20 protein-coding genes are annotated in these 22337 nt (G+C 69.7%); 8 read left to right on the top strand and 12 right to left on the bottom strand.

The genetic code is table 11. The features are described from left to right. Window positions 1–145 precede the first annotated feature (145 nt). From BLQ91_RS05165 to BLQ91_RS43285, 4 genes are all read right to left on the bottom strand, one after another. Complete coding sequence (locus BLQ91_RS05165; RefSeq protein ID WP_090095447.1) at window positions 146–1678, bottom strand: alpha/beta hydrolase; 1533 nt, start codon at window positions 1676–1678, stop codon at window positions 146–148. A gap of 113 nt (window positions 1679–1791) precedes the next feature. Further along, window positions 1792–2784, bottom strand: a complete 993-nt coding sequence (gene alc, locus BLQ91_RS05160; protein ID WP_090095446.1) for an allantoicase — start codon at window positions 2782–2784, stop codon at window positions 1792–1794. Further along, a complete protein-coding gene (allB, locus tag BLQ91_RS05155) occupies window positions 2781–4070 on the bottom strand; it encodes an allantoinase AllB (RefSeq protein ID WP_090095445.1) in 1290 nt (429 codons plus the stop codon). The genes alc and allB overlap by 4 nt, the downstream gene beginning before the upstream one ends. Window positions 4071–4075: 5 nt before the next feature. Continuing rightward, window positions 4076–4210, bottom strand: a complete 135-nt coding sequence (locus BLQ91_RS43285; protein ID WP_281199239.1) for a hypothetical protein — start codon at window positions 4208–4210, stop codon at window positions 4076–4078. A 108-nt stretch (window positions 4211–4318) separates the two neighbouring features. On the opposite strand from BLQ91_RS43285, the gene uraD reads away from it, so the two are divergent. Further along, a complete protein-coding gene (gene uraD, locus BLQ91_RS05150; protein ID WP_090095444.1) occupies window positions 4319–4801 on the top strand; it encodes a 2-oxo-4-hydroxy-4-carboxy-5-ureidoimidazoline decarboxylase in 483 nt (160 codons plus the stop codon). A gap of 2 nt (window positions 4802–4803) precedes the next feature. Next, window positions 4804–5682 carry a factor-independent urate hydroxylase gene (gene pucL, locus BLQ91_RS05145; RefSeq protein ID WP_090095443.1) on the top strand — a complete coding sequence of 293 codons (879 nt, stop codon included), beginning with the start codon at window positions 4804–4806 and terminating at the stop codon, window positions 5680–5682. Here the strand turns inward: pucL and BLQ91_RS05140 are convergent. The 3 genes from BLQ91_RS05140 to aceB form a co-directional block, all read right to left on the bottom strand. Beyond that, complete coding sequence (locus tag BLQ91_RS05140) at window positions 5609–6892, bottom strand: NAD(P)/FAD-dependent oxidoreductase (protein ID WP_090095442.1); 1284 nt, start codon at window positions 6890–6892, stop codon at window positions 5609–5611. The two genes, pucL and BLQ91_RS05140, sit on opposite strands and share 74 nt — an antisense overlap. A 148-nt stretch (window positions 6893–7040) precedes the next feature. After that, complete coding sequence (locus BLQ91_RS05135) at window positions 7041–8210, bottom strand: DUF6986 family protein (protein WP_090095441.1); 1170 nt, start codon at window positions 8208–8210, stop codon at window positions 7041–7043. Continuing rightward, window positions 8210–9694 (bottom strand): malate synthase A, encoded by a 1485-nt coding sequence (aceB, locus tag BLQ91_RS05130; protein WP_245733116.1) that lies wholly within the window; start codon window positions 9692–9694, stop codon window positions 8210–8212. Before aceB ends, BLQ91_RS05135 begins: the two co-directional genes overlap by 1 nt. 76 nt (window positions 9695–9770) lie before the next feature. Here aceB and BLQ91_RS05125 point away from each other — a divergent pair, with 76 nt between their 5' ends. Next, window positions 9771–10517, top strand: a complete 747-nt coding sequence (locus BLQ91_RS05125; RefSeq protein WP_090095439.1) for an IclR family transcriptional regulator — start codon at window positions 9771–9773, stop codon at window positions 10515–10517. Between the two features lie 299 nt (window positions 10518–10816). Here BLQ91_RS05125 and ftsY read toward each other — a convergent pair whose 3' ends face one another. Further along, entirely contained in the window at window positions 10817–12142 is a 1326-nt protein-coding gene (gene ftsY / locus BLQ91_RS05120; protein ID WP_090095438.1) for a signal recognition particle-docking protein FtsY, read from the bottom strand. A 120-nt stretch (window positions 12143–12262) separates the two neighbouring features. Here ftsY and BLQ91_RS05115 point away from each other — a divergent pair, with 120 nt between their 5' ends. Further along, window positions 12263–13384: an anhydro-N-acetylmuramic acid kinase gene (locus BLQ91_RS05115; protein ID WP_090095437.1), complete on the top strand. Its 1122-nt coding sequence runs from the start codon at window positions 12263–12265 to the stop codon at window positions 13382–13384. Beyond that, window positions 13372–14931, top strand: a complete 1560-nt coding sequence (locus BLQ91_RS05110) for a sodium:solute symporter (RefSeq protein WP_090095436.1) — start codon at window positions 13372–13374, stop codon at window positions 14929–14931. The genes BLQ91_RS05115 and BLQ91_RS05110 overlap by 13 nt, the downstream gene beginning before the upstream one ends. On the opposite strand, the gene BLQ91_RS05105 is transcribed toward BLQ91_RS05110, so the two are convergent. Beyond that, window positions 14881–15804, bottom strand: coding sequence for a GNAT family N-acetyltransferase (locus BLQ91_RS05105; RefSeq protein ID WP_090095435.1), 924 nt, complete (start codon window positions 15802–15804; stop codon window positions 14881–14883). The two genes, BLQ91_RS05110 and BLQ91_RS05105, sit on opposite strands and share 51 nt — an antisense overlap. A 90-nt stretch (window positions 15805–15894) precedes the next feature. Between BLQ91_RS05105 and BLQ91_RS05100 the strand changes: the two genes are divergently transcribed. The 3 genes from BLQ91_RS05100 to BLQ91_RS05090 all read left to right on the top strand — a co-directional run bounded on the left by BLQ91_RS05100 (window position 15895) and on the right by BLQ91_RS05090 (window position 17549). Further along, a complete protein-coding gene (locus BLQ91_RS05100; protein ID WP_090095434.1) occupies window positions 15895–16344 on the top strand; it encodes a tetratricopeptide repeat protein in 450 nt (149 codons plus the stop codon). A 128-nt stretch (window positions 16345–16472) separates the two neighbouring features. Further along, the gene (locus tag BLQ91_RS05095; protein ID WP_090095433.1) at window positions 16473–16811 is read left to right on the top strand and encodes a hypothetical protein; all 339 of its coding nucleotides are present in this window, start codon (window positions 16473–16475) and stop codon (window positions 16809–16811) included. Window positions 16812–16835: 24 nt separating this feature from the next. Next, on the top strand, window positions 16836–17549 hold the full coding sequence (locus BLQ91_RS05090; protein WP_090095432.1) for a lysophospholipid acyltransferase family protein: 714 nt from the start codon (window positions 16836–16838) through the stop codon (window positions 17547–17549). A 10-nt stretch (window positions 17550–17559) separates the two neighbouring features. Here the strand turns inward: BLQ91_RS05090 and smc are convergent, their stop codons facing one another. The 3 genes from smc to BLQ91_RS05075 are packed head-to-tail and all read right to left on the bottom strand — an operon-like array spanning window position 17560 to window position 22334. Continuing rightward, on the bottom strand, window positions 17560–21180 hold the full coding sequence (smc, locus tag BLQ91_RS05085; RefSeq protein ID WP_090095431.1) for a chromosome segregation protein SMC: 3621 nt from the start codon (window positions 21178–21180) through the stop codon (window positions 17560–17562). A 60-nt stretch (window positions 21181–21240) separates the two neighbouring features. Next, a complete protein-coding gene (locus tag BLQ91_RS05080) occupies window positions 21241–21831 on the bottom strand; it encodes an anti-sigma factor family protein (protein WP_090095430.1) in 591 nt (196 codons plus the stop codon). Beyond that, on the bottom strand, window positions 21828–22334 hold the full coding sequence (locus BLQ91_RS05075) for a sigma-70 family RNA polymerase sigma factor (RefSeq protein ID WP_090095429.1): 507 nt from the start codon (window positions 22332–22334) through the stop codon (window positions 21828–21830). The genes BLQ91_RS05080 and BLQ91_RS05075 overlap by 4 nt, the downstream gene beginning before the upstream one ends. Between the last annotated feature and the right edge of the window lie 3 nt (window positions 22335–22337).

Genomic DNA, 22337 nt, shown 5'->3' with positions numbered 1-22337 from the left:
CACGGCGTTCACGGTCTCGATTCGGCCACCTCACGGCGGCGAAGCGGTGACGAGGAGTGGCCCCGACCTCACCCTTCCGGGGGACGCGAACGGACCGCGTCCCCCGGTGCGCTCACCGGCGGACGCGGTCCGCGACCTGACTGGACTACGCGATCGAGTACGGACCCGCGGGCACCCGCGGCTTCACGGACATGGTCGCCGTCTCGGCCGGCTCGACGGCGGCGCAGGACGTGCCGTTGCGCGGCAGCTTCAGCGACACGAGGTACTCGTTGTTGATCTTCAGCGTGCACTCGCTGCGGTCGTAGACGCCGTGGCCCCAGCCTTCGTAGGTCACGAAGACGGTGGTGTCGCGGGACTGGCGGTGCGCGTTGACCGCCCACTCGTAGGCCGTCGCCGGGTCGTGCTTGGCGTTGGTGAGCAGGATCTTCGGCGCGTTCTTGATCTTCAGCGTGCGCTGCGGGTTCGTGGCCTTCGGGAACCCGGCACAGCCCATCATGGCGCCGTGGCCCAGCGAGGAGCCGCGCGTGTTCGGCGCGATCCGGTACTCCGACTTCGTCAACGCCTGGTACTCACCCCACGAGCTGACGCGCAGGTTGTAGTCGTTGCAGAAGATGCCGGGGAACGGGTTGGGGAACGTCTCCTCGGCCGCGAAGGCCGAGAACGCCGACTTCGGCGCCTGCACACCGTCGATGATCTGCTTGACCTGGTCGGCGAACGGCTTCCAGCTGGGGCCGTAGGCCATGCCGACCACACCGCTGCCGAGGTCCTCCGGCGTCATCTTGAGGGTCGGGTCCCACGGAGCCGGCACCTCACCGCGCTCGGCCTTGGCCAGCAGGTCCTTCCAGATCTTGCGGAGGTCCTGGCCGTGGAACGGCGACGACGGGCTGCGGTCGCTCCACTTGACCCACTCGTCGAACGAGTCCTCGGCGGTGCGCGCCTCGGAGTCGAGGAACGCCTTGGTGCCGAGGCTGTGGTCCATGTTGGAGTCGATGATCATGGCCCGGATGTTGCGGCCGAACCGCTCCGCGTAGTGCTGGCCCATGATCGTGCCGTACGAGATGCCGTAGTAATTGATCTTCTTCTCGCCCAGGGCGCGGCGGATGGCGTCGATGTCCTGCGCCACCTCCGCGGTCGAGGCGTTGTCGAAGATCGCGCCGGACTGCTTGCGGCAGTCCTCGCGCAGCGCCTTGTTGAACACGACCAGCGCGTCGAACTCGGCCTTGGACTTCGGGTAGCTCGACGGGGTCTTCTGCAGCATCTCCGCCGAGCACTTGATCGGCGCGCTGCGGGCGACACCGCGCGGGTCGAACCCGATGACGTCGAACTTGTCGACGATCTCCTTGCTGAAGTAGCGGTCGGCGCCGAACGAGAAGTCGACACCGGACCCACCCGGTCCGCCGGGGTTGATCACCATCGCGCCGATGCGCTGGGACGGGTCGTTCGCCTTGCGGCGCGACACGGCCAGCTGGAACTTCTCCCCCTTGGGCTTCGCGTAGTCGACAGGCAGCTCGAGGAAGCCGCACTCGACCGTCGGCACCTCTTCGCAGGGCTTCCAGTCGATCGCGCCGACGTTGAACTCCGGCTGCCCTTCCGGAGCCGCGACCGCGACCTGGCTCGCACCTAGCACCAATGCAGAACTCGCTAGCGCGGCTCCGAAGACGCGCACCATCGGTTGCATGGATTTCCTCCCTAGATCCCCGATCTTGCGGGAGGAACGCTTCCACCGATCGTGTGACGCAGACAACCAACTCAGGTAGGGAGTGAAATCAGCCCGTGGTCGTACAACCACCGTCAGTTGGTCGTTTCGGTCCACCTCATCCGCAGATGAGCCAGGCCGTCACTCGTAGGGGTCCCGAGGATCCGCAGGCGCGCCATGCCGCCGTCCGGGTAGATGTCGAGGCGCGCGGCCGTCGCCTCGGCCGGGTCCACGAGGAACCGGTGCCTCGTGTCGGGCTGCAGCCGCGTGCGCGGGAGCAGGTCGAACCACGTGTCCGGGTCGCTGCGCTCGTCACAGCCCTGCACGGACGCCCAACCCGGCGCGTTGCCCTTGAAGTGGCTGGTGTCGAGCTCGACGAGCCGCACGAGACCGGGCGCGGCGAGCCGCAGCGACACCCAGTCGTTGCCGTCGTCACGGCGGCGCGCGGTCTCCCAGCCCTCGCCCATGACGGTGGCCTGACCGGGGGCGATGAGGTTGCTGGGCGAGCTGTAGAACATGTTGCTGCAGCCCGTGACGACCGCGCCGTTCTCCAGGGCGGCGAGGTCGACGCCGCCGACGAGCAGGCGCGGGTCGGCGACCGGTTCGCCGTGCACGCGCAGCCGGGCGACGCCGCCGTCCGGGTCGATGGTCAGGCGCACGTGCGTGACGCGGCGGCCTTCGCCGACGTCGAAGAAGTGCTTCTCGTCGCCCTTCAGCGCGGAGCGTTCGACCAGCGGGAACCACCCGGTGATCTCGTCGGCCGACGGGTAGCCGTCGACCTGGGCGCCCTCGACCCGGCAGAACGGCGGGAAGTTGCCCTTGAAGAACGCCGTGTCGACGACGATCCCGCGCACGACACCGGGCATGCCGAGGCGGACCACCGCCTGGTCCACGCCGGGCTCACGACGCCGGCGGGTCTCCCAGCCGTCGTAGACCTGCCCCTTGTGACCGAAGGTGTGGGGCCGGTAGACCGGCTCGGCGGGCTCGACCAGGTTCTCCCGCTCGGCGAACAGCTCGTCGTTAGCCCACATCACACCACCTCCGACCGCGCGCGAGGCGAGATCGGGCAGCCGGGTCCACTCCGTCATGCTTCTCCTCTTCTGAGCAGCTTGCCTTGCGCCTGACCGGTTTCCCTGCCGCGCAACCACGTCTGGCGCACGACGCCGTGCAGCGCGCGTCCGTGGTAGGGCGTGACCGGGTTGCGGTGGTGCAGCTTCTCCCTGTCCACCACGAACGTCTCGTCGGGCGCGAACACCACGAGGTCCGCGTCCTTGCCGACCTCGACGGCACCCTTGCTCTCCAGCCCGGCCTGGCGCGCCGGGTGCGTCGCCATCCAGCGGACGACGTCGGTGAGCTGGAACCCGCGTTCCCGCGCGCCCGTCCACACCGCGGGCAGACCGAGCTGCAGCGACGAGATGCCGCCCCAGGCCGTGGCGAAGTCGCCCTGCTTCAGCTCCACCGTGCTCGGCGAGTGGTCGCTCACGACGAGGTCGACCACGCCGTCGCGCAGGCCCTGCCACAGCGCCTCGCGGTTCTCCGCCTCGCGGATCGGCGGGCAGCACTTGAACTCGGTCTGCCCGTCGCGGATCTCCTCCGCCGAGAACGTGAGGTAGTGCGGGCACGTCTCCGCGGTGATCGGCAGGCTCTCGCGTTTCGCGGCCTCCAGGATCGAGAGCGCGTCGGACGACGAGAGGTGCAGGATGTGCGTCCGCGCGCCGGTCTTGCGGGTCAACGCCACGACGTCGCTGATCGCCTTGTTCTCCGCCTCTCGCGGCCGTGAGGCGAGGAAGCCCGCGTAGTCCGGCTCGGACTCACGGACCGTGTGCGCGTCTTCGGCGTGCACGATCGTCAACGCGTCGAGCGTCGCCAACTGGCGCAACGCCGCTTCGAGTTCATCGGTGGTCACCGCCGGGAACTCGTCCACGCCCGAGTGCAGCAGGAAGCACTTGAAGCCGAAGACGCCGGCCTCGTGCAACGGCTCGAGGTCGGCGAGGTTGCCGGGGACGATGCCGCCCCAGAACCCGACGTCGACCGAGACGTCCGCCGCCGCCTCGCGCTTGATCTCCAGCGCCTCGGCCCCGACCGTCGGCGGGATGCTGTTGAGCGGCATGTCGATGATCGTCGTGACGCCCCCGGCGGCGGCGGCCCGGGTCGCCGTCCCGAAACCCTCCCACTCGCTGCGGCCTGGGTCGTTGACGTGCACGTGCGTGTCGACCAGGCCCGGCAGCAGCACCTCGTCGTCGGCGAGGTGCACGACGTTCGGCGAGTCGATGCGCGCCTCGACGGCGACCACCCTGCCGTCGACGACGCCGACGTCGCACGCGATCTCACCCTGCGGCGTCACGACCCTGCGGGCGCGGAAGACCAGGTCCATGGCACTCACTGTGACACCCGGTCGCGGGCGATGCGACCGCCTGGGACGGCGAGGAGCGGATCGGCCTGAGCCATGCGCCGCGTGACGTCCGGTTCGACGTCCGGCAATGCGTGGATGGCGTGCTCCGGGTCGAGCGTCATTTCGCTGAACAGAATCAATATTTCGCCTCACGGAGACACTGGACAGCGCGCGCAGCCCGGCGCAAGAATGTGGAAGTTCAATTCCGCGATGTAGAAACTTGGAGAGCCGTGGAGAGCTTCAACAGCGCCCCGGAGTCCGAACTCCGCCCTCTGCTCGCCGAGTGCCTCGCGGTACCCCGCTGGATCGACGCGATAGCGGCGGGCAGGCCCTACGCGTCGATGGATGCTCTCCTCGCGGCTTCTTCGGTTGCCGCACAAGGACTTTCCGACGAGGAGGTGCTCGGCGCGATCGCCGGGCACCCGCGCATCGGCGAACGGCAGAGGACAGGCGGGGTGTCGGCGAGGTGGTCGCGGTCCGAACAGTCCGGTGTGGACGCCTCCGAGGCCGATCGCCTGGCGGCCGCCAACGCCGCGTACGAGGATCGGTTCGGGCATATCTACCTGGTGTGCGCGACCGGCCTGAGCGGTGCGGAGATGCTCGGCAACCTGTCCAGTCGCCTGGGCAACGCGCCGGAGGTCGAGCTCCGCGTCGTCAACGACGAACTCGCGAAGATCGCCGCCTTGCGGCTGCGGAAGCTGATCGGGAGCTGAACATGGCCATCGTCCTGGGCCCCAACCAGTACGGGAAGGCGGAGATCCGCCTCGTCACGGTGTCGCGCAACGGTTCCGTGCACACGATCAAAGACCTGACCGTCAGCACCTCGCTGCGCGGAGACCTCGCCGACACGCACCTCACCGGCGACAACGCCAAGGTGCTCGCGACCGACACGCAGAAGAACACCGTCTACGCGTTCGCCAAGGAAGCGCCCGTCGGCGAGATCGAGGACTTCGCCCTGCGCCTCGGCCGGCACTTCGTGGACTCGCAGGAGCCGATCACGGGCGCGCGCATCCTCGTCGACGAGCACTCCTGGGACCGCATCGACGGCCACGACCACTCGTTCGTGCAAGGCTCGAACGAGAAGCGCACCACCGCCGTGACGATCGAGGGCTCCTCCGCCTGGGTCGTCTCCGGCGTGCGCGACCTCGTGGTCCTGAAGTCGACGGGCTCGGAGTTCCACGGCTACCCGAAGGACCCGTACACGACGCTGAAGGAGACCGACGACCGCATCCTGGCGACGTCGGTGACCGCCCGCTGGCGCTACACCGGCACGGACGTCGACTGGGCGACGTCGTTCGCCGAGATCCGCTCGACGATGCTGAAGACGTTCGCGGACAAGCACTCCCTCTCGTTGCAGCAGACGCTGTACGCGATGGGCGAGGCCGTGCTGACCACACGGCCCGAGGTGGCCGAGGTGCGGCTCTCCATGCCGAACAAGCACCACTTCCTCGTGGACCTGAGCCCGTTCGGCCTGGAGAACGACAACGAGGTCTTCCACGCCGCGGACCGCCCCTACGGCCTCATCGAGGGTTCGGTCCTGCGGGACGACGCCCCGGAGGCGGGGCTTGCCTGGAGTACTTTGCCAGCCTTCTGAACACCACCGGGTTGAACAGGCTCGCCGGAGAGGCGACCATGTGCGCGACCCGGACGAAACGCCGGAACAGGTCGGGGTCGCGCACGATCCCGACCTGCCACTTCTTGAGGTACCACCCGAGCACGCCCCGGCGCCTGTCCTCGACCCAGCTGCGGTCGGCGTTGCTCGACATCGCCCACGACCCCCGCGACGTCCTGGCGACCTTGCGCTGGAACGCCCGGCACCCCTTGGCGCTGAAGTTCTCGTGCCGCCGGAACAACAACGCCTCCATCGCCGCCACGGTGATCCCCTGCCCGTAGACGGGGTTGAAGGCGCACACCGCGTCCCCGACCGCCACCAGCCCGCCGGGCCAGTTCGCCGTGGACTCGAACGCGTTGCGGCGACTGGCCGTCCGCGCGAACAGGTACACGGGCGTGAGCGGCTCGGCGTCCTCGAGCATCTCGACGATCGGCACCCGCAGCGAACCCAGGAACTCCTCGTAGCTCCGCACGTCCCGCGACGGGTGGTCACCCGCGGCCCCCTGCGCGGTCACCATCAGCCGCTCGCCCTCGACCCGCATCACCGCACAGCCCCTCGGCACGTGCGGCGCGGACAGGCTTTCCGCGTACACCACGGGAAAGTCCTCCGGCGCGGTGTAGATCCGCGTGGCGTACCCGGTGCGCGAGTCGACGACCTCGGGCTCCGGCGTCGTGATCCCCGCCCGCGCGAGCCAGTCCGCCAGCTTCGAGGACCGCCCGGAAGCGTCGACGACGAGATCCGCGCCGATCTTGCCGTGGTCCCGCGTGAGAACGCCGTCGACCGTGCCGTCGCGCAACGACAACCCGGTGACGTGCACGCCGTCCACGATCTCGGCCGTGACCCGCCGCCTGATCGCGGTCTCCAGCAAGGGCCGGCTCAACGACAGCAGCGGCAGCCCCGTCCGCGTGCGCGCGAGCCAGCCGAGCGGGTTGAGGATGCGCATGTCCCCCGCGTCCGCCAGCACCGCGCCCGCCGCCACGAGCTCGTCGCGCAGCCCGGGGAACAGCCCTTCCAGCAGTTCGCCGCCGCGCACCAGCAGCCCGTGCACGTGCCGGCCCTGCGGCACACCGGCCCGGTACTCGACCTCGTCGGACAGCTCGTCCCGCTCCAGGACCACGACGTCGTGCGACTCGCTCAGCACGCGGGCGGCGAGCAGTCCGGCGATTCCCCCACCTACCACCACGACCTTCATGGCCCCATTGAACCAGCAGGGTCAGCGGTTCTCCGTGCCCCGCAACGACATCCGCTGGTCCCGCCACGAGTGGAACAGGTCCGCCCCGCAGTACTCGATCAGCAGTACTCGATCAGCAGTCGCCGGTACAGACGGCCGAGCAGCCGGATCAGCTCGACCGGGTCGCGAGGCTCCTCAGCGCCGGTTCGTCCAGACCCGTCGCGACCTGCACTTCCTCCGGGTCGAGCGCGCCGCAGTCCACCGCGCGGAGGAAGGAGGACGACAGCGCCCGGGCGGTCGCCGGCTCGTCCAGGACGCCGCCGGAAACGTGCTGGACGTACGACTTCAAACGGGCGGCGTCGGCGGCGAGGCCTTCGCGGTAGAAGCCGTAGACGGCCGCATACCGCGTCACCAGTTGTGCCGGGTGCAGGTCCCAGCCCTGGTAGAAGCCGTGTTCCAGCGAACGGCGAACGAGCCGGTAGTGCGTCTCCCAGCCGTGCTGCTTCCCGTCGCCCACGGGCAGCACGTTGGTGGAGCCGTCGGACAACCGGACACCCGTGCCGGCGGCGGACACCTGCATCACGTGGCGGGCGAAGTCGCACGCGCCGTGTGCCAGGTGTTGTTGTGCCGCGGACAGACCGCAGCCCGCGGTGTAGTCGTAGGTGCCGAAGTGCAGGCCCGTCACGCGGCCGTGCCCCGCCTCGATGAACTGCGGGATCGCGAGCCGTCCCGAAGAGTCCACAACGGACTGGGTGGTCTCGACCTGGATCTCGAACTTCAGGTCGCCGCCGAAGAGGTCGAGGATCTCGCCGAACACCTCGACCTGCTCGACCGACGTCACCTTCGGAAGGGTGATCACGAAGCCGGGCGGGACGTCCTCCAGCGCGGTCAGGAAGATGTCGAGGGTGCGCAGTCCGCGCTCGCGCAGTTCCGCGGTGTCGAAGGACTTGATGCGCACGCCGAACGACGGCGGCGCGGTGTCCTCGGCGAGCCAGCGGGACACCAGGTGGGCCGTGCTCTCGGCGTCCATGTCCTCGACGTCGTCCTCGGGCGCGCCGTAGCCGTCCTCGAAGTCGATCCGCAGGTCCTCGATCGGCTCGCGGCGCAGCTTCGCCTCGACGCGGTCCAGCACGCCGTCCGGCAGGTCCGGCAGCAGTTCCGGCTCGATCGACTCCAGGGCCTCGCGGCCCCAGTCGTCGACCGTGGAACCGATGAGGCGCCCGGCGGGCACGTAGCACGTGTGCACGGGCTGACGGCCGACCGGCCAGCTGCGTTCCACAGTGGACAACCGCGCTGTCAGCCGTTCGACCTCCTCGGGAGGCAGCGATGTCCGGTACATCAGATGCGCTCGTACGCCGGCAGCGTGAGGAAGTCGACGAACTCCTCGGACAGCGCGACCTGCTCGAACAGCTCGACGGCCGCCGCGACGTGCGGACCCTCCAGCGAGCCGCCGACACGGGCGAGGACCTCGCGCACAACCTCCGGGGTGACCTGGGTGCCGTCGTCGAGCACGACCTCGTTGTTGATCCACTGCCAGATCTGCGAGCGGGAGATCTCCGCGGTGGCGGCGTCCTCCATCAGGTTGTGGATCGCCGCCGCGCCGTTGCCGCCCAGCCAGGACGCGATGTAGCGCACGCCGACGTCGACGGCGGCTTCCAGCCCGGCCCGCGTCGCCGCGCCACCCGCGGACTTGAAGTCCAGCAGCTGCGCGGCCGTGACGCTGACGTCGGGTCGCTGCTTGTCGACCTGGTTGGGCCTGTCGCCCAGCACACCGTCGAAGATCTCCCGGCAAATCGGCACGAGGTCAGGATGCGCCACCCACGACCCGTCGAAACCATCGTTCGCCTCGCGCGTCTTGTCCTCGCGGACCTTGCGCAGCGCGTTCTCCGTGACCTCTGGATCGCGCCTGTTCGGGATGAACGCCGCCATGCCGCCCATGGCGAACGCCCCGCGCTTGTGGCACGTCTTCACCAGAAGCTCGGTGTACGCGCGCATGAACGGCGCCGTCATCGTCACGCTGTTGCGGTCCGGCAGCACGTAGTCGGCGCCGGCGTCGCGGAAGTACTTGATGACGCTGAAGAGGTAGTCCCACCGGCCGGCGTTGAGCCCCGACGCGTGGTCGCGCAGTTCGTAGAGGATTTCCTCCATCTGGAACGCGGCCGGGATCGTCTCGATGAGCACCGTGGCGCGAATCGTGCCGTGCGGGATGCCCAGCAACTTCTGCGCCGTCGTGAAGACGTCGTTCCACAGCCGTGCTTCGAGGTACGACTCCATCTTCGGCAAGTAGTAGTACGGCTTGCCAAGGGACGCGTTGTGGAAGAAATGCAGTCCGAAGTCGACGAGAGCACCCACGGCCTTGCGGCCACCGAACTCGAGGTTGCGCTCGTCGAGGTGCCAGCCGCGCGGCCGGACGACGACCGTCGGGTACGGCCCGCCCTTGAGCTTGTACTCCTTGCCCTCCGGCGAGGTGTGCTCGATGGTCTCGCGCGCCGCCTCGTAGAGGTTGACCTGCCCCTGCACGACGTTGTCCCAGTGCGGCGTGTTCGCGTCCTCGAGGTCCGCGAGCCACACCTTCGCGCCGGAGTTGAGCGCGTTGATCGTCATCTTCCGCTCGGTGGGCCCGGTGATCTCGACGCGGCGGTCCCTGAGCGCTTCGGGCGCCTCCGCGACCCGCCAGTCGCCCTCGCGCACCTCCCGCGTCTCCGGCAGGAACCCGAGAGGCCGTCGCTCCTTGCGCAGAGCGAGCAGCTCGTCCCTGCGGGCGGCATGCGCCTCGTGCAGCTTCGCGACGAACTCAAGAGCCTCTTCGGTCAGGACCTGCACCGGAATCCACCTCTCTCGGTTTTGCTGTGTGGACTATAGTTTTTGCATTGCGGAACTGCAATGGAAGGAGCCGCACGTGTCCACAGGTGGCGTGCAGTCCCTGCAAAGGGCATTCGACCTGCTCGAACGCCTGGCGGACGCGGGCGGCGAGGCATCGCTGTCGGAGCTGGCGGCCACGTCCGGCCTACCCTTGCCCACGATCCACCGCCTCATCCGCACCCTTGTCACGCTGGGCTATGTGCGCCAGAACAGCAACCGGCGCTACACCCTCGGTTCGCGCCTGATCCGCCTCGGCGAGACCGCCTCGCGCCAGTACGGCACCTGGGCCAGACCACTGCTCTCCCAGCTCGTCGACTCGGTGGAGGAAACGGCGAACCTGGCAGTCCTGGACGGCGACGAGGTCGTCTACGTGGCGCAGGTGCCCTCGAAGCACTCGATGCGCATGTTCACGGAAGTGGGCCGCCGCCTGCTGCCGCACGGCACCGGCGTGGGCAAGGCGATGCTCTCGCAACTACCGCGATCCGACGTCCGCGCACTCCTGGAGCGCACGGGCCTACCCGCCTACACGTCGAACACGATCACGGACGCCGGCGAGCTGCTGGCTTCGCTGGACGAGATCGCCGAACGCGGATACGCGCTGGACGAGTCCGAGCAAGAACTCGGGGTGCGCTGCATCGCGGTGCCGGTCGTGGGAGGCCCGACGCTGGCCGCGGTGTCGGTGTCGGGCCCGGAGGGGCGACTGACGAAGGAAGCGGTAGCCCGCATCCTCCCCGAGGTGCGGGCGGCGGCGAAGCGACTGGCGGACCAGGCGGCAACAGCCTGACCGAACGCGATGCCGAGGGCGAGCCGTCCGAACGCCTTCCCGAGCAAGCGCTCCCGGCGCAACCACCACCGCAACCGGCAGCCGCCCAACGCAACAGGCGTGCCGTCAACCCGCTCGAAACGCCGGCCCCTGATCAGATTGCCGGGGTCTGGGGGCAAATCGCCGAACAGGCACTCGCCAACGCAACAGCGAGAACCTACGGACAGGGCGCGCACACCCACGCCGACGCGCGCTCACGCAGGCGTCCCCCCGACCTCAGGACCCCTCGCAACACAACCTGCCCAGCACCCCCGACAAGATCACCCGAGCAGTGCGTCCACGAACGCACCGGGCTCGAACGGGGCCAGGTGGTCCGCCCCCTCCCCCAGCCCGACCAGCTTCACCGGGACCCCGAGCTCCCGCTGGACCTGGAACACGATCCCGCCCTTGGCGGTTCCGTCCAGCTTGGTCAGCACGATCCCGGTGATGTCCACCTGCTCGGCGAAGACCCGGGCCTGAGCCAGCCCGTTCTGCCCCGTGGTGGCGTCCAGCACGAGCAGCACCTCGTCGACGACAGCCTGCTTCTCCACCACGCGCTTGACCTTGCCGAGCTCGTCCATCAACCCGACCTTGGTGTGCAACCGGCCGGCGGTGTCGATCAGCACCGTGTCCACACCGGAGTCCACGCCGCGCTTGACGGCGTCGAAGGCGACGGAGGCCGGATCGCCGCCCTCGGGGCCGCGCACGGTCTCGGCACCGACCCGCTTGCCCCAGGTCTCCAACTGGTCGGCGGCAGCGGCGCGGAACGTGTCAGCGGCACCGAGCAGCACCGTGCGCCCATCGGCCACCAGGACCCGCGCGAGCTTGCCGGTGGTCGTGGTCTTGCCGACCCCGTTGACGCCCACCACGAGCAGCACGGCGGGCTTGCCGGCGTGCGGCAGGGCCTTCAGGGACCGGTCCATGCGCGGGCCCAGGGCGTCGACCAGCACGGACCGCAGCAGTGCCTGGGCCTCGGCCTCGGTCCGCACCCCGGATCCGGCGATCTTCGAGCGCAGCGTGTCGACGATCTCGGTCGTCAGCGCCGCCCCGAGGTCCGCGATCAGCAGCGTGTCCTCGACGTCCTGCCACGAGTCCTCGTCCAGGTCGCCCGCGCCCAGCAGGCCCAGCAGCGAGGTGCCGAAGGCGTTGCGCGACTTCGAGAGCTTGCCCCGCAGCCGTTCCAGCCGGCCCTCGGTCGGCTCGATCTCCTCGACCTCGGAGGCCTCTTCCGGCAGGTCGATCTCGACGAAGCCGCGCTGGGGCGAGTCGCGCGGCACGGAGGCGTCGTCGCCCACGCCCGGCTGGCCGTCGACTTCGGTCCGGTCGGCCACCGGGTGCTCGACCGGCGCCGGGCGCTCGACCGGCGCCGGGCGCACGGGGGTCACCTCGACTTCGGCCACGGCGACCGCTTCGGCGTCGGTGGCTTCGGGGGTGGCCGGGGCGAACGTGATCCCCGACGCGGCCTGGTACCCGCCGGGGCGAGGGGTCTCCTCCTTCTGGGTCAGGCTGATGCGACGGCGACGCGTCAGCACCACACCGGTCACCAGCGCAGCGATCAGCACGACCGCCACGACTACGAGGATCAGGACAAGGGAGGACGTCGACACGGGACCATGCTTTCACAGGCCCGCATGTGATCTGTCAACCAGTTGTTGCTCAATTAAGCGAAGATTTCACCAGAGCTCTTGCGCCCGACCACTGTGTGGAATACACCACACGTCGTGAGGGTGATCGGACTGATTTCCGGCACGTCGATGGACGGCATCGACGTCGCCGTCGCCGACCTGTCGATCAACGGCGACGTCGTAGAGCTCGTGCCGGTGCAGTGCGCCGAGCACCCGTTCCCGAAGGACCTGCTGGAGAAGCCGCGGGACCTCGCTGAAGTGTGCGCCTTCGACACGTCGCTCGGGCAGGCTTTCGGTGAAGTCGCCGCCGGGTACCTGCCGGCGGACCTGATCAGCTCGCTGGGGCAGACCGTGCACCACGAGGTCCAGGACGGCGACTGCCTCGGCACCCTGCAGCTCGGCCAGCCCGCCTGGATCGCCGAACGGACCGGCGTGCCCGTGGTCGCCGACCTGCGGGTCCGCGACGTCGCGGCGGGAGGCCAGGGTGCCCCGCTCGCGAGCACGCTGGACGCCCTCTGGCTGGCCGGGGACGCGCCCGCCGTCGCGCTCAACATCGGCGGCATCGCGAACATCACCGTGGTCAGACCGGGCAGCCCGCCGATCGCCTACGACACAGGCCCCGGCAACGCGCTGATGGACGCCGTCATGGAGGTGTTGTCCCGAGGCGAACGCCGCCAGGACACCAACGGCGAGTTCGCGAGCAGGGGCACCGTGCGCGAGGACGTCCTCAAAAAGCTCCTCGCCGACCCGTACTACGCGAAGCCGTGGCCCAAGTCGACGGGCAAGGAGCACTTCAACGCCGAGTACCTCCAAGGTCTGCCCACGGTCCAGGCCGAGGACATGCTCCGCACGCTCGCCGAGCTCACCGCCCGCACCATCGCCGACGCCTGCCGCGCGCACGACGCGAGCACCGTCGTCGCGTCCGGTGGCGGCATGCGCAACCCCGTGCTGGTCGAGGCGCTGGCACGTGCCCTCGACCCGATCCCGTTGCGGATCAGCGACTCGCTGGGCCTGCCGCGCGACGGCAAGGAGGCCTACCTCGCCGCCCTGCTCGGGTTCCTGACCTGGCACGGGATCGCGGGCAACACGCCGTCCGCGACCGGTGCGTCCGGACCGCGGCTGCTCGGCAGCATCACGCCGGGCGCCGGGCCGCTGAGGCTGCCCGAGCCCGTCACCACCACCGTGACCAAGCTGGAAGTGGGGGAGCCGAAATGCGCGGACTAGACCTCGCGATCATCGCCCTGTTCCTCGTCGGGATGCCGTTGCTCGGCATGTGGATCGGCGGCAGGCAGAACTCGTCCACCGACTACTTCGTCAGCGAGAAGCGCATCTCGTGGTGGGTCGTCTGCCTGTCGGTCGTGTCCGCGGAGACGTCGACGCTCACCGTGCTGAGCGTGCCGGTGATCGCCTACATGGCGACGCCGGCGCAGGGCGGCATGACGTACCTGACGCTCGCTCTCGGCTACGTCGTCGGACGCATCGTCGTCAGCTTCGTCCTGCTGCCCCGCTACATCGCCGGTGACCTCGTGACGGCGTACGCGTTCCTGGGCAAGCGGTACGGCGGCGGCATGCGCGCCACGGCGTCCGTGACGTTCCTCTTCACGCGCCTGCTCGCGGACGGCATCCGGCTCTTCGCGACGGCGATCCCGATCAAGCTGGTGCTCGCCCGGTACGGCATCGACGCCGGCTACTGGACGATCATCCTCGCGCTCGGCATCGCGATGGTGTTCTACAGCTTCTTCGGCGGCGTGCGCGCGGTCGTGTGGGTCGACGCCATCCAGATGCTCTGGTACGTCCTCGGCGGACTCGTGGTGATCTGGTGGTTGTCCGGCCAGCTGCCGGACGGCTGGTTCGCCAAGGCCGTCGACGTCGACAAGTTCCAGGTCTTCGACTTCACCTCCTCACCGCTGACGGGCGCGTACCCGTTCATCGCCGCGTTCTTCGGCGGCGCACTGCTGTCGATGGCGTCGCACGGCGCGGACCAGCTGATCGTGCAGCGGCTCATGGCCACGCGGGACGTGAAGTCCGCGCAGAAGGCGTTGATCGCCTCCGGCTTCGTGGTGTTCCTGCAGTTCGCGTTCTTCCTGTTCATCGGCGTGATGATGTGGGCCTTCCACAACGGCGCCGACCCGGTGAAGGAGCTGGGGCTCGGCAACAAGGACGAGCTGTTCGGCTACTTCATCGTCAACGAGCTGCCGTCGGGCCTGTCCGGCTTCGTGATCGCCGGCATCCTCGCCGCCGCGCTGTCGTCGTCGTTGGGCGCCTTGGCCTCCAGCACCGTCACCGACGTCTACGAACGCGTCCGCAAGACCCCGATGACCGACGAGGAACGCCTGCGCCACGGGCGGATCTGGACCCTGGTGTGGGCGGGTCTGCTGATCGTCTGCGCGGGCCTGTTCGCCTCTTCGAACAAGACCACCGCGGATCCGATCGTGGTGCAGGCGCTCGGCATCGCCGGCTACACCTACGGCGCGCTGCTCGGGGCCTTCCTGCTCGGCCTGGTCTTCCGGCGCGTCACGCAGGCGGACGCGATCATCGCGTTCGTGGCGACGGTGGTGGTCGTCGGGTTCGTGATCCTCGGGGTCAAGTTCGGCGGCAGCACGCCGACGATCTACTTCGGCAAGGCGACCTCTGAGCTGAAGTCGCTCACCGGCTGGTGGAACACGCCCCTGGGGGTGGCGGTCACGCTGCTCGTGGGCGGGTTGCTGTCACTGCGCCACTCACGCGGTGTGGCGGTACGCGACGAGCTCGACGTGAAGGCGGAATCCTAGTCGGGCGAACATGTTCTGCGAGGACTCGTTGCCGGCGTAGATCGACGCCGCGGCCTGCGGCCGGGCGCCGTGCTCGGCCGCGAGCTTCCACAGCAGCTCGGTGACGAGAGCGGCTCCGACGCCCTGGCCGCGGACGTCGGGTTCGACGGCCACGAAGTCGACGTAGTACTCCTCGGGCTGGGCCTTGCCCGCGGCGTACCCGAGCACGCGTTGACCGTCCATGGCGACGACGACCGTGCGCGTCCTGGGATCGGATTCGACGAGTTGCCTGCCGGACAGGTACGTGCGCGGGAAACATCGCTCGTGCAGCACGGCGACGGCCTCGTGCACGAACTTGTCGGTCGGCAGGATGCGCATCTCGCGCTCGTTGGGACATTTGGCGTCCCTGAGGAGCAACGTGCGCAAGTCCCCGTTGTCGAGGACGTGGATGGCGCTGGCCTTGCCGGCGCTGAAGGCGTGCCGTTCGGCGAACGCGGCCAGCCGCCGGTGGGCGGTGTGCCCGTAGAGCTCGAGGTCGGTGATGCCGGTGAGGAGCTCGGTGGCGCGCCGGAACATCGCGTCGGCGGTCTGGTCCCAGATGCGGCTGCCCGCGGGGTGGTTGACCGGTACGTCGACGAACGGGCCGTGCAGCCACGCGCGCCCGAGCTCGGCGTCGATCTCCACGCTGAGCATGCCGGTGATGTTGTCGTCGGCGTCGACGGCGACCACCGTGCAGTCGGCCCAGCTGGGCTCGAACTCGCCGAGCTCCGCGCGGAGCTCTTCGACTGTCTCACCGAGGTACCCGATGTGGTGCGCGTTGTCGGCCTGGAGCCGGACCAGCAGCGCCATCGTGGCGCCGAGGTCGCCAGGTTCGGCGAAACGGATGTCGTACATGAGAAGAATGGTTGCTCGCACGGCCGTTCGAAGCGAGGGAGTTTTCACCGGCCCCAGGTCACGGTCGCGCGCTCGCGTAAAATCGGCCGGATGTCGTCCGCCGGGGAACTCGAAGAGCTGCACGCCCGCGCCGCCGAGGCCGAGGCCAGGGCCCACGCGGGCGACTTCAGGACGGCCGCGAAGGAGCTCCGGGCGCTCGTCGAGCGGTACGGGGAGGTGGCGGGCGCGGACGACCCCGGGACCCTCACCGTTCGGCTGAACCTGGCGCGCGTCCTGGGCGCGGCGAAGCAGTCCGCCAAGGCCATCGCCGTGTGCGAGCCACTGCTGCGCGACCAGGAGCGCGTGCTCGGCCCCGACCACGAGGACGTCCTGGAGACCCGGCAGCTGCTCGCGAACCTGCGCTACGCGACCGGGGACACCGGTGGCGCGGCCGCGGACCTGGAGCAGCTCCTGGCCGCGCTTTCCCGCGTGCTGATGCCCACCCACGACCGGATCACGAAGGTCAAGCGCGACATCGAGTTCCTGAAACGCTCCTGCTGAGGCGGGAGACAACACTCACACCGACCCCCTCCTCGGCGCTGGTATGCCGGGGCGCTACCACCGGCGCCGTGGGCACGACAACCAGATTCGGGCTTGCAGCCCAGGTGAGGGTGGGGGACTCTTTTACGGTGAGTGAGGAAACGATCCAACTCGATCTCAACGAATCCGGGGTGGCCGTCGACCTGCCCTTGCCGTCGAACAACCGGGACGGTGTCCAGGGAGTTCCGTACAGGCCGGTCGAATTCCGAGACGATGATCTTCCCGCCGCTCTGGAACGTGCTGCCGCCTGGTTGCGGCAGACCCAGGAGTGGCTGGGCGAGCCCGTGGACGTCATCGCAGTCCATCTCGACTACGACGACACCCATGGAAACCCGTACTACGACCTCAAGCTGCTCTGCAACGACGAGGACCTGGCGGGCGTGCCCAAGGTCATGCGAGAACACGAAGGTGCCGCTACCGGTCAGTAGCTTTTCCGGCTACCGTTCGGAAGCATGTCGGATCGCGTATATCCCCCGGTGATCGCCGCAGCGAAGCTCATGTTCAAGGTGCTCGACCTGCGGATCACCGTCGAAGGGGCGCACCACGTTCCGCGCACGGGTGGAGCCGTGCTGGCGTCCAACCACGTCAGCTACCTCGACTTCATCTTCGCGGGCTACGGTGCGCACCCTTCGAAGCGCCTCACGCGGTTCATGGCGAAGCACGAGATCTTCGCCAACAAGATCGCAGGCCCGCTCATGCGCGGCATGCACCACATCCCCGTCGACCGGAGCGCGGGCCAGGCCTCCTACCAGCAGGCCCTGTCCGCGCTCCGCACCGGCGAGGTGGTCGGGATCTTCCCCGAGGCCACCATCAGCCGTTCGTTCACGGTCAAGGACATCAAGTCCGGCGCGAACCGCCTCGCGCACGAGGCCGGCGTGCCGCTCATCCCCGTCGCCCTGTGGGGCACCCAGCGCCTGTGGACCAAGGGCCGCCCCAAGGACCTGACCCAGCGGCACATCCCCATCACGATCCTCATCGGCGAGCCGTTCGAGGCCTCCCCCGGCGACTCCGGCGACTCGTTGCTCCGCAAGCGCCTGCAGGACCTGCTGGACGTCGCCCAGGCCGGCTACCCCAACGAGCCGGGTGCCTGGTGGGCTCCGGCGCACCTGGGCGGCAGCGCGCCCACGCCGGAGGAAGCGGCGCGGCTCGACCGCGGCGGGCGCTGACCCGCGGCGCTCAGGCCTCGGCCTGAGCCGGTTCCGGAGCGGGTTGCGCGGCACGCGCGGGCTCGTCGCCCGACGTGCGCAGCCGCTGCGAGATCACCTGCGAGATGCCGTCGCCGCGCATGGAGACGCCGTACAGCGCGTCGGCGATCTCCATGGTCGGCTTCTGGTGCGTGATGATCAGCAGCTGCGACTTGTCCCGCAGCTGCTGGAACAGGCTGATCAGCCGGTGCAGGTTCGTGTCGTCCAGCGCCGCCTCGACCTCGTCCATGACGTAGAACGGTGAGGGGCGGGCGCGGAAGATCGCGACCAGCATCGCGACCGCGGCCAGCGACTTCTCGCCACCGGAGAGCAGCGACAGGCGCTTGACCTTCTTGCCGGGCGGGCGGGCCTCCAGCTCGATGCCGGTGGTCAGCATGTCCTCGGGCTCGGTCAGCACCAGGCGGCCCTCGCCGCCGGGGAACAGGACCTTGAAGACGATCTCGAACTCGCGCGCCACGTCCTCGTAGGCCAGCGTGAAGACCTCGAGGATCTTGTCGTCGACCTCCTTCACGACGGTGAGCAGGTCGCGGCGGGTGTCCTTGATGTCCTCCAGCTGCGTGGAGAGGAACTTGTAGCGCTCCTCCAGGGCCGCGAACTCCTCCAGCGCGAGCGGGTTCACCTTGCCCAGCAACGACAGGTCGCGCTCGGCCCGCTTGGCGCGGCGGGCCTGGGTGTCGCGGTCGTACGGCATGGGCTGCGGCTCGGAGACCTGCTCGCCGCGGTCCTTGGCGGCCTGGTACTCGGCCATCTCGGCGGCCGACGCCGGCACCATTACGTCGGGGCCGTACTCGTTGACCAGGTCGTCGAGGCCGATGCCGAAGTCCTCGGCGATCTTGGTCTCCAGCTGTTCGATGCGCATGCGCTGCTCGGCGCGCAGCACCTCGTCGCGGTGCACGGCGTCGACGAGCTTCTCCAGCTCGCCGGACATCTCACGCACCACGTTGCGCACCTGGGTCAGCAGGAGCTCGTGCTGCTGGCGGCGTTCCTGGGCCAGGTCGCGCTCACGGGCGGCGCGGGCCAGCGAAATCTCGATGCGTTCCAGCGCCTGCTCGCCACCGCGGACGACGGCCTTCGCGACGACCGCACCGCGCGCACGGTGCGCCGTGGCGCGGGCGTGGCGTTCGCGGGCCTCACGCTCGGCGCGGGCGGCGCGACGTAAAGCGTCTGCCTTGCCCTGTACGGCCCGTGCGCGCTCTTCTGCCGTGCGCTGCACCAGGCGGGCGTCCATTTCGGCCTGACGGGCCTGAGCCAGCTCCGCGGACAGCGCGTCGCGCTGGTCGGTGTCCGGCTCGTCCTCGAGGGTCTGCTCCTCCTCGGCCATCAGCAGCCGTTCCTCGAGCTCGCCCAGCTTCATCAGGGCTTCCTCGCGGGACCGCTCGACCTTGGAGCGCTGCTCGGTGATGCGGGCGACCTCGGCCTCCGCCGACCGCACGGCCGCGGCCATCCGGTTCAGCCGCTCGCCGGAGCGGGCCTGGCGGACCTTGGCCTCCTGCACGGCCTCCTTGACCGCGTCGAGCACCTTGCGGCGGGCCTGCTGCTCGGCGCGGGCACCTTCGAGCGCCGCCGAGGCGTGCTCCAGCGCCCGTTCCGCCGTCGCCAGCTGCTCCTGGGCCTCGTCGACCGCGGCCTGCACCTCGATCACGCTCTGGCCCTGGCCACCCGAGCCGCCGACGGCCCAGTCGAGGCCGAAAACGTCGCCGTCACGGGTCACCGCGCGCACGTTCAGGCGTGCCGCCGTGTCGAGGTCGTCGACCACGGCGAGGCGGTCCAGTGCTCGCGCGAGCGCCGGGCGCAACGCCTCGGGCGCGTGCACGACGTCGATCGCCCAGCGCGCGCCGTGCGGCAGGTGACCCCACGCGGAGGTGTCCACAGTGGACCCACCGGAGCCGATCAGCACGCCCGCGCGGCCGGCGTCCTTCTCCTTCAGCAGCTTCAGGGCGGCCAGCGCGCCGTCTCCGGACGACACCGCGACGGCGTCGGCGATCGGGCCGAGCGCGGCGGCCAGCGCCACCTCGAAACCCGGTTCGACGGTCAGCAGCGCGGCGACGGAGCCCAGCAGGCCCGGCACGTCCGACGCGAGCAGCGCTCCCGCACCGTCCTTGCGCGTGAGGCCCAACGAGAGAGCGTCGACGCGGGCACGCCACGACGCGATGTCGCGTTCTGCCGTGCGTTCGGCCTTGACCAGTTCCTCGACGCGCTGGCGTGCCGCGTCGTTGGACTGCACGGCCTGGCGGTGGCGTTCGTCGAGGTCGTGGTCGTCCTCGTCCTCGGTGCCGGTGATCTCGCGGGCCTCGGCCAGTTCCATCGACGCGAACTCGACGCGTTCGGCGGCCTCCGCCACCGTGACGGAGAGGCGTTCGATCTCCTCGGCGGTGGCGTTCGTCTTGCTGCGCAACGCTTCCACCTGACCGGACAGGCGGGCGAGGCCCTCCCGGCGGTCGGCGATGGCGCGGACGGCGGCGATGTGGGCCTTCTCCGCCTGCGAGACCATGCGCTCCAGCTCGGCGCGCGTCTCCACTGCCTCGGCGAGCGCGATGCGGGCCTCGGTCACGCCTTCCTGGAGCTCCAGCTCCATCTCGGCGGTCTCCTCGGCCTCGCGGTCGAGGTCGTCGGGGTCGCGGCCCCTGCTGGGGGCGTCCACGTCGGCGGAGAGGTGCCGCGCGCGTTCGGCGGCGAGCCGGACCGTGCCGCGCAGGCGTTCCTCCAGAGCGGACAGCCGGTACCAGGTGTCCTGCGCGGCCTGCAGCTTGGGCGAGTCAGCCGCGACCCGTTCCTCCAGCTCGTTCTGCTGGTACTGCGCGGCCTGCAACGACTTCTCGACCTCGGCGCGGCGCTCGCGGGCCTTCGCCTCGTCGTGCTCCTCCTGCGCGATGGCCTCGCGCTGCGTCACCAGGTCGTCGGCGAGCAGGCGGAGCTTCGAGTCCCGCAGCTCGGACTGGACGACCTGCGCGCGGCGGGCGATCTCGGCCTGCTTGCCCAGCGGCTTGAGCTGGCGGCGCAGCTCGGCGGTGAGGTCGGTGAGGCGCGTCAGGTTCGCCTGCATCGCCTCGAGCTTGCGCAGCGCCTTTTCCTTGCGCTTGCGGTGCTTGAGGACGCCGGCGGCCTCTTCGACGAACGCGCGCCGTTCCTCCGGTTTGGACTCGAGGATCGCGGCGAGCTGGCCCTGACCGACGATCACGTGCATCTCGCGGCCGATGCCGGAGTCCGACAGCAGCTCCTGGATGTCCATGAGGCGGCACGAGTTGCCGTTGATCTCGTACTCGGTGGCGCCCTCGCGGAACATGCGGCGGGTGATCGACACCTCGGTGTACTCGATCGGCAGCACGCCGTCGGAGTTGTCGATCGTCAGCGTCACCTCGGCGCGGCCGAGCGGCGCGCGGCCGGACGTGCCGGCGAAGATGACGTCCTCCATCTTGCCGCCGCGCAGGTCCTTGGCCCCCTGCGTGCCCATCACCCAGCGCAGCGCGTCGAGCACGTTGGACTTGCCGGACCCGTTGGGACCGACCACGCAGGTGATGCCGGGCTCGAAGCGCAGCGTGGTAGCCGAGGCGAAGGACTTGAAGCCCTTCAGCGTCAGGCTCTTGAGATGCACGCCGGGCAGAGTACCCAAGCGCTTGCGGCGGTCGCGGGAGGCGTGCCTTGACCTGCGCGTCTAGGGGCGCAGGGTGACGAGCAGCCCGCTCTCGTCCGACACCTCCAGCCTGTCGATCTGGTCCACCCGGAACGACGTGGAACCGGGAATGCGCTCGTCAGGGCCGTGGTCGGACCCCCACCAGCCGCCGACCTCGCGCTGGCCCCGCCGGTCGAACACGATGACCTTGCAGCGCGCACCCGGTTTGACGTCGCCGAGCTTGAACCACATCTCCGTGCCCCACGACTTCGAGACCATCGAGACCTCGCCGTCCACCCCGGTGCCGGGGTCCTCGGCCGCCCACGTGGGCGCGGGCGGTGGCCGCAGGAACAGGACGCCGCCGGCCAGCGCCAGCGCCACGAGGACGGCGGCGCAGACCAGCGCCACGCGGCGCTGCCGGTCCGGCCCCGGCGGGCAGGAGGGGATCTCGTCGAGGTTCTCGACGTCCTGCGGGGTCAGGCGGCCGAGCAGGCCCGGCAGCGGGGCGAGCCGCAGCATCTCGGCCTGGCAGCAGTCGCAGGTGCCGAGGTGGCGTTCGAACGCGGCTCGTTCCCCGAGGTCGAGCGAGCCGAAGAGGTAGGCGCCGACGTCGACGGTGTGCTGGCAGCTCACGCCCCGGTCACCCCTCTCTCCTCCAGTGCGTCGCGCAGCGCCCTCAGCGCGTAGAAGCAGCGCGACTTGACCGTGCCCGGCGGGATGCCGAGCGTTTTGGCGGCCTCCGCGACGGTGCGGCGGCGGTAGTACAGCTCGATGACGACCGTCCGGTGCTCGGGCGTGAGCGCTCTCAGCGCCGACGCGACCTGCCACGTCTGCAGCACGTGCTCGACCTGGTCGCTGACCGGCGGGAGGTCCACCGGTTCGAGCGGCACCTCGGTCGCGCGTGCGTTGCGGCGGCGGTATCCGGAGATCACGAGGTTCTTCGCGACCGTGTAGAGCCACGGCGCCGCGTCGTCCGGTTTCAACTCCTCGTGGTGCCGCCACGCGCGGAGCAGGGTCTCCTGCACGACGTCTTCGGCCTGCTGGTAGTCGCCGTCGACCAGCCGCAGCACGTAGTGCAGCAGCGGGCCTCTCCAGCGGTCGTACAGCTGGATGAGGACGTCTTCTGAGGAGTCCACGAT

This window comes from Lentzea jiangxiensis (genome assembly GCF_900104175.1).
In the GTDB taxonomy this organism is placed as follows: Bacteria; Actinomycetota; Actinomycetes; order Mycobacteriales; family Pseudonocardiaceae; genus Lentzea; species Lentzea jiangxiensis.
Note: the sequence above shows the minus strand (reverse complement) of the source record. Positions and strands in the feature narration are given on the sequence as shown.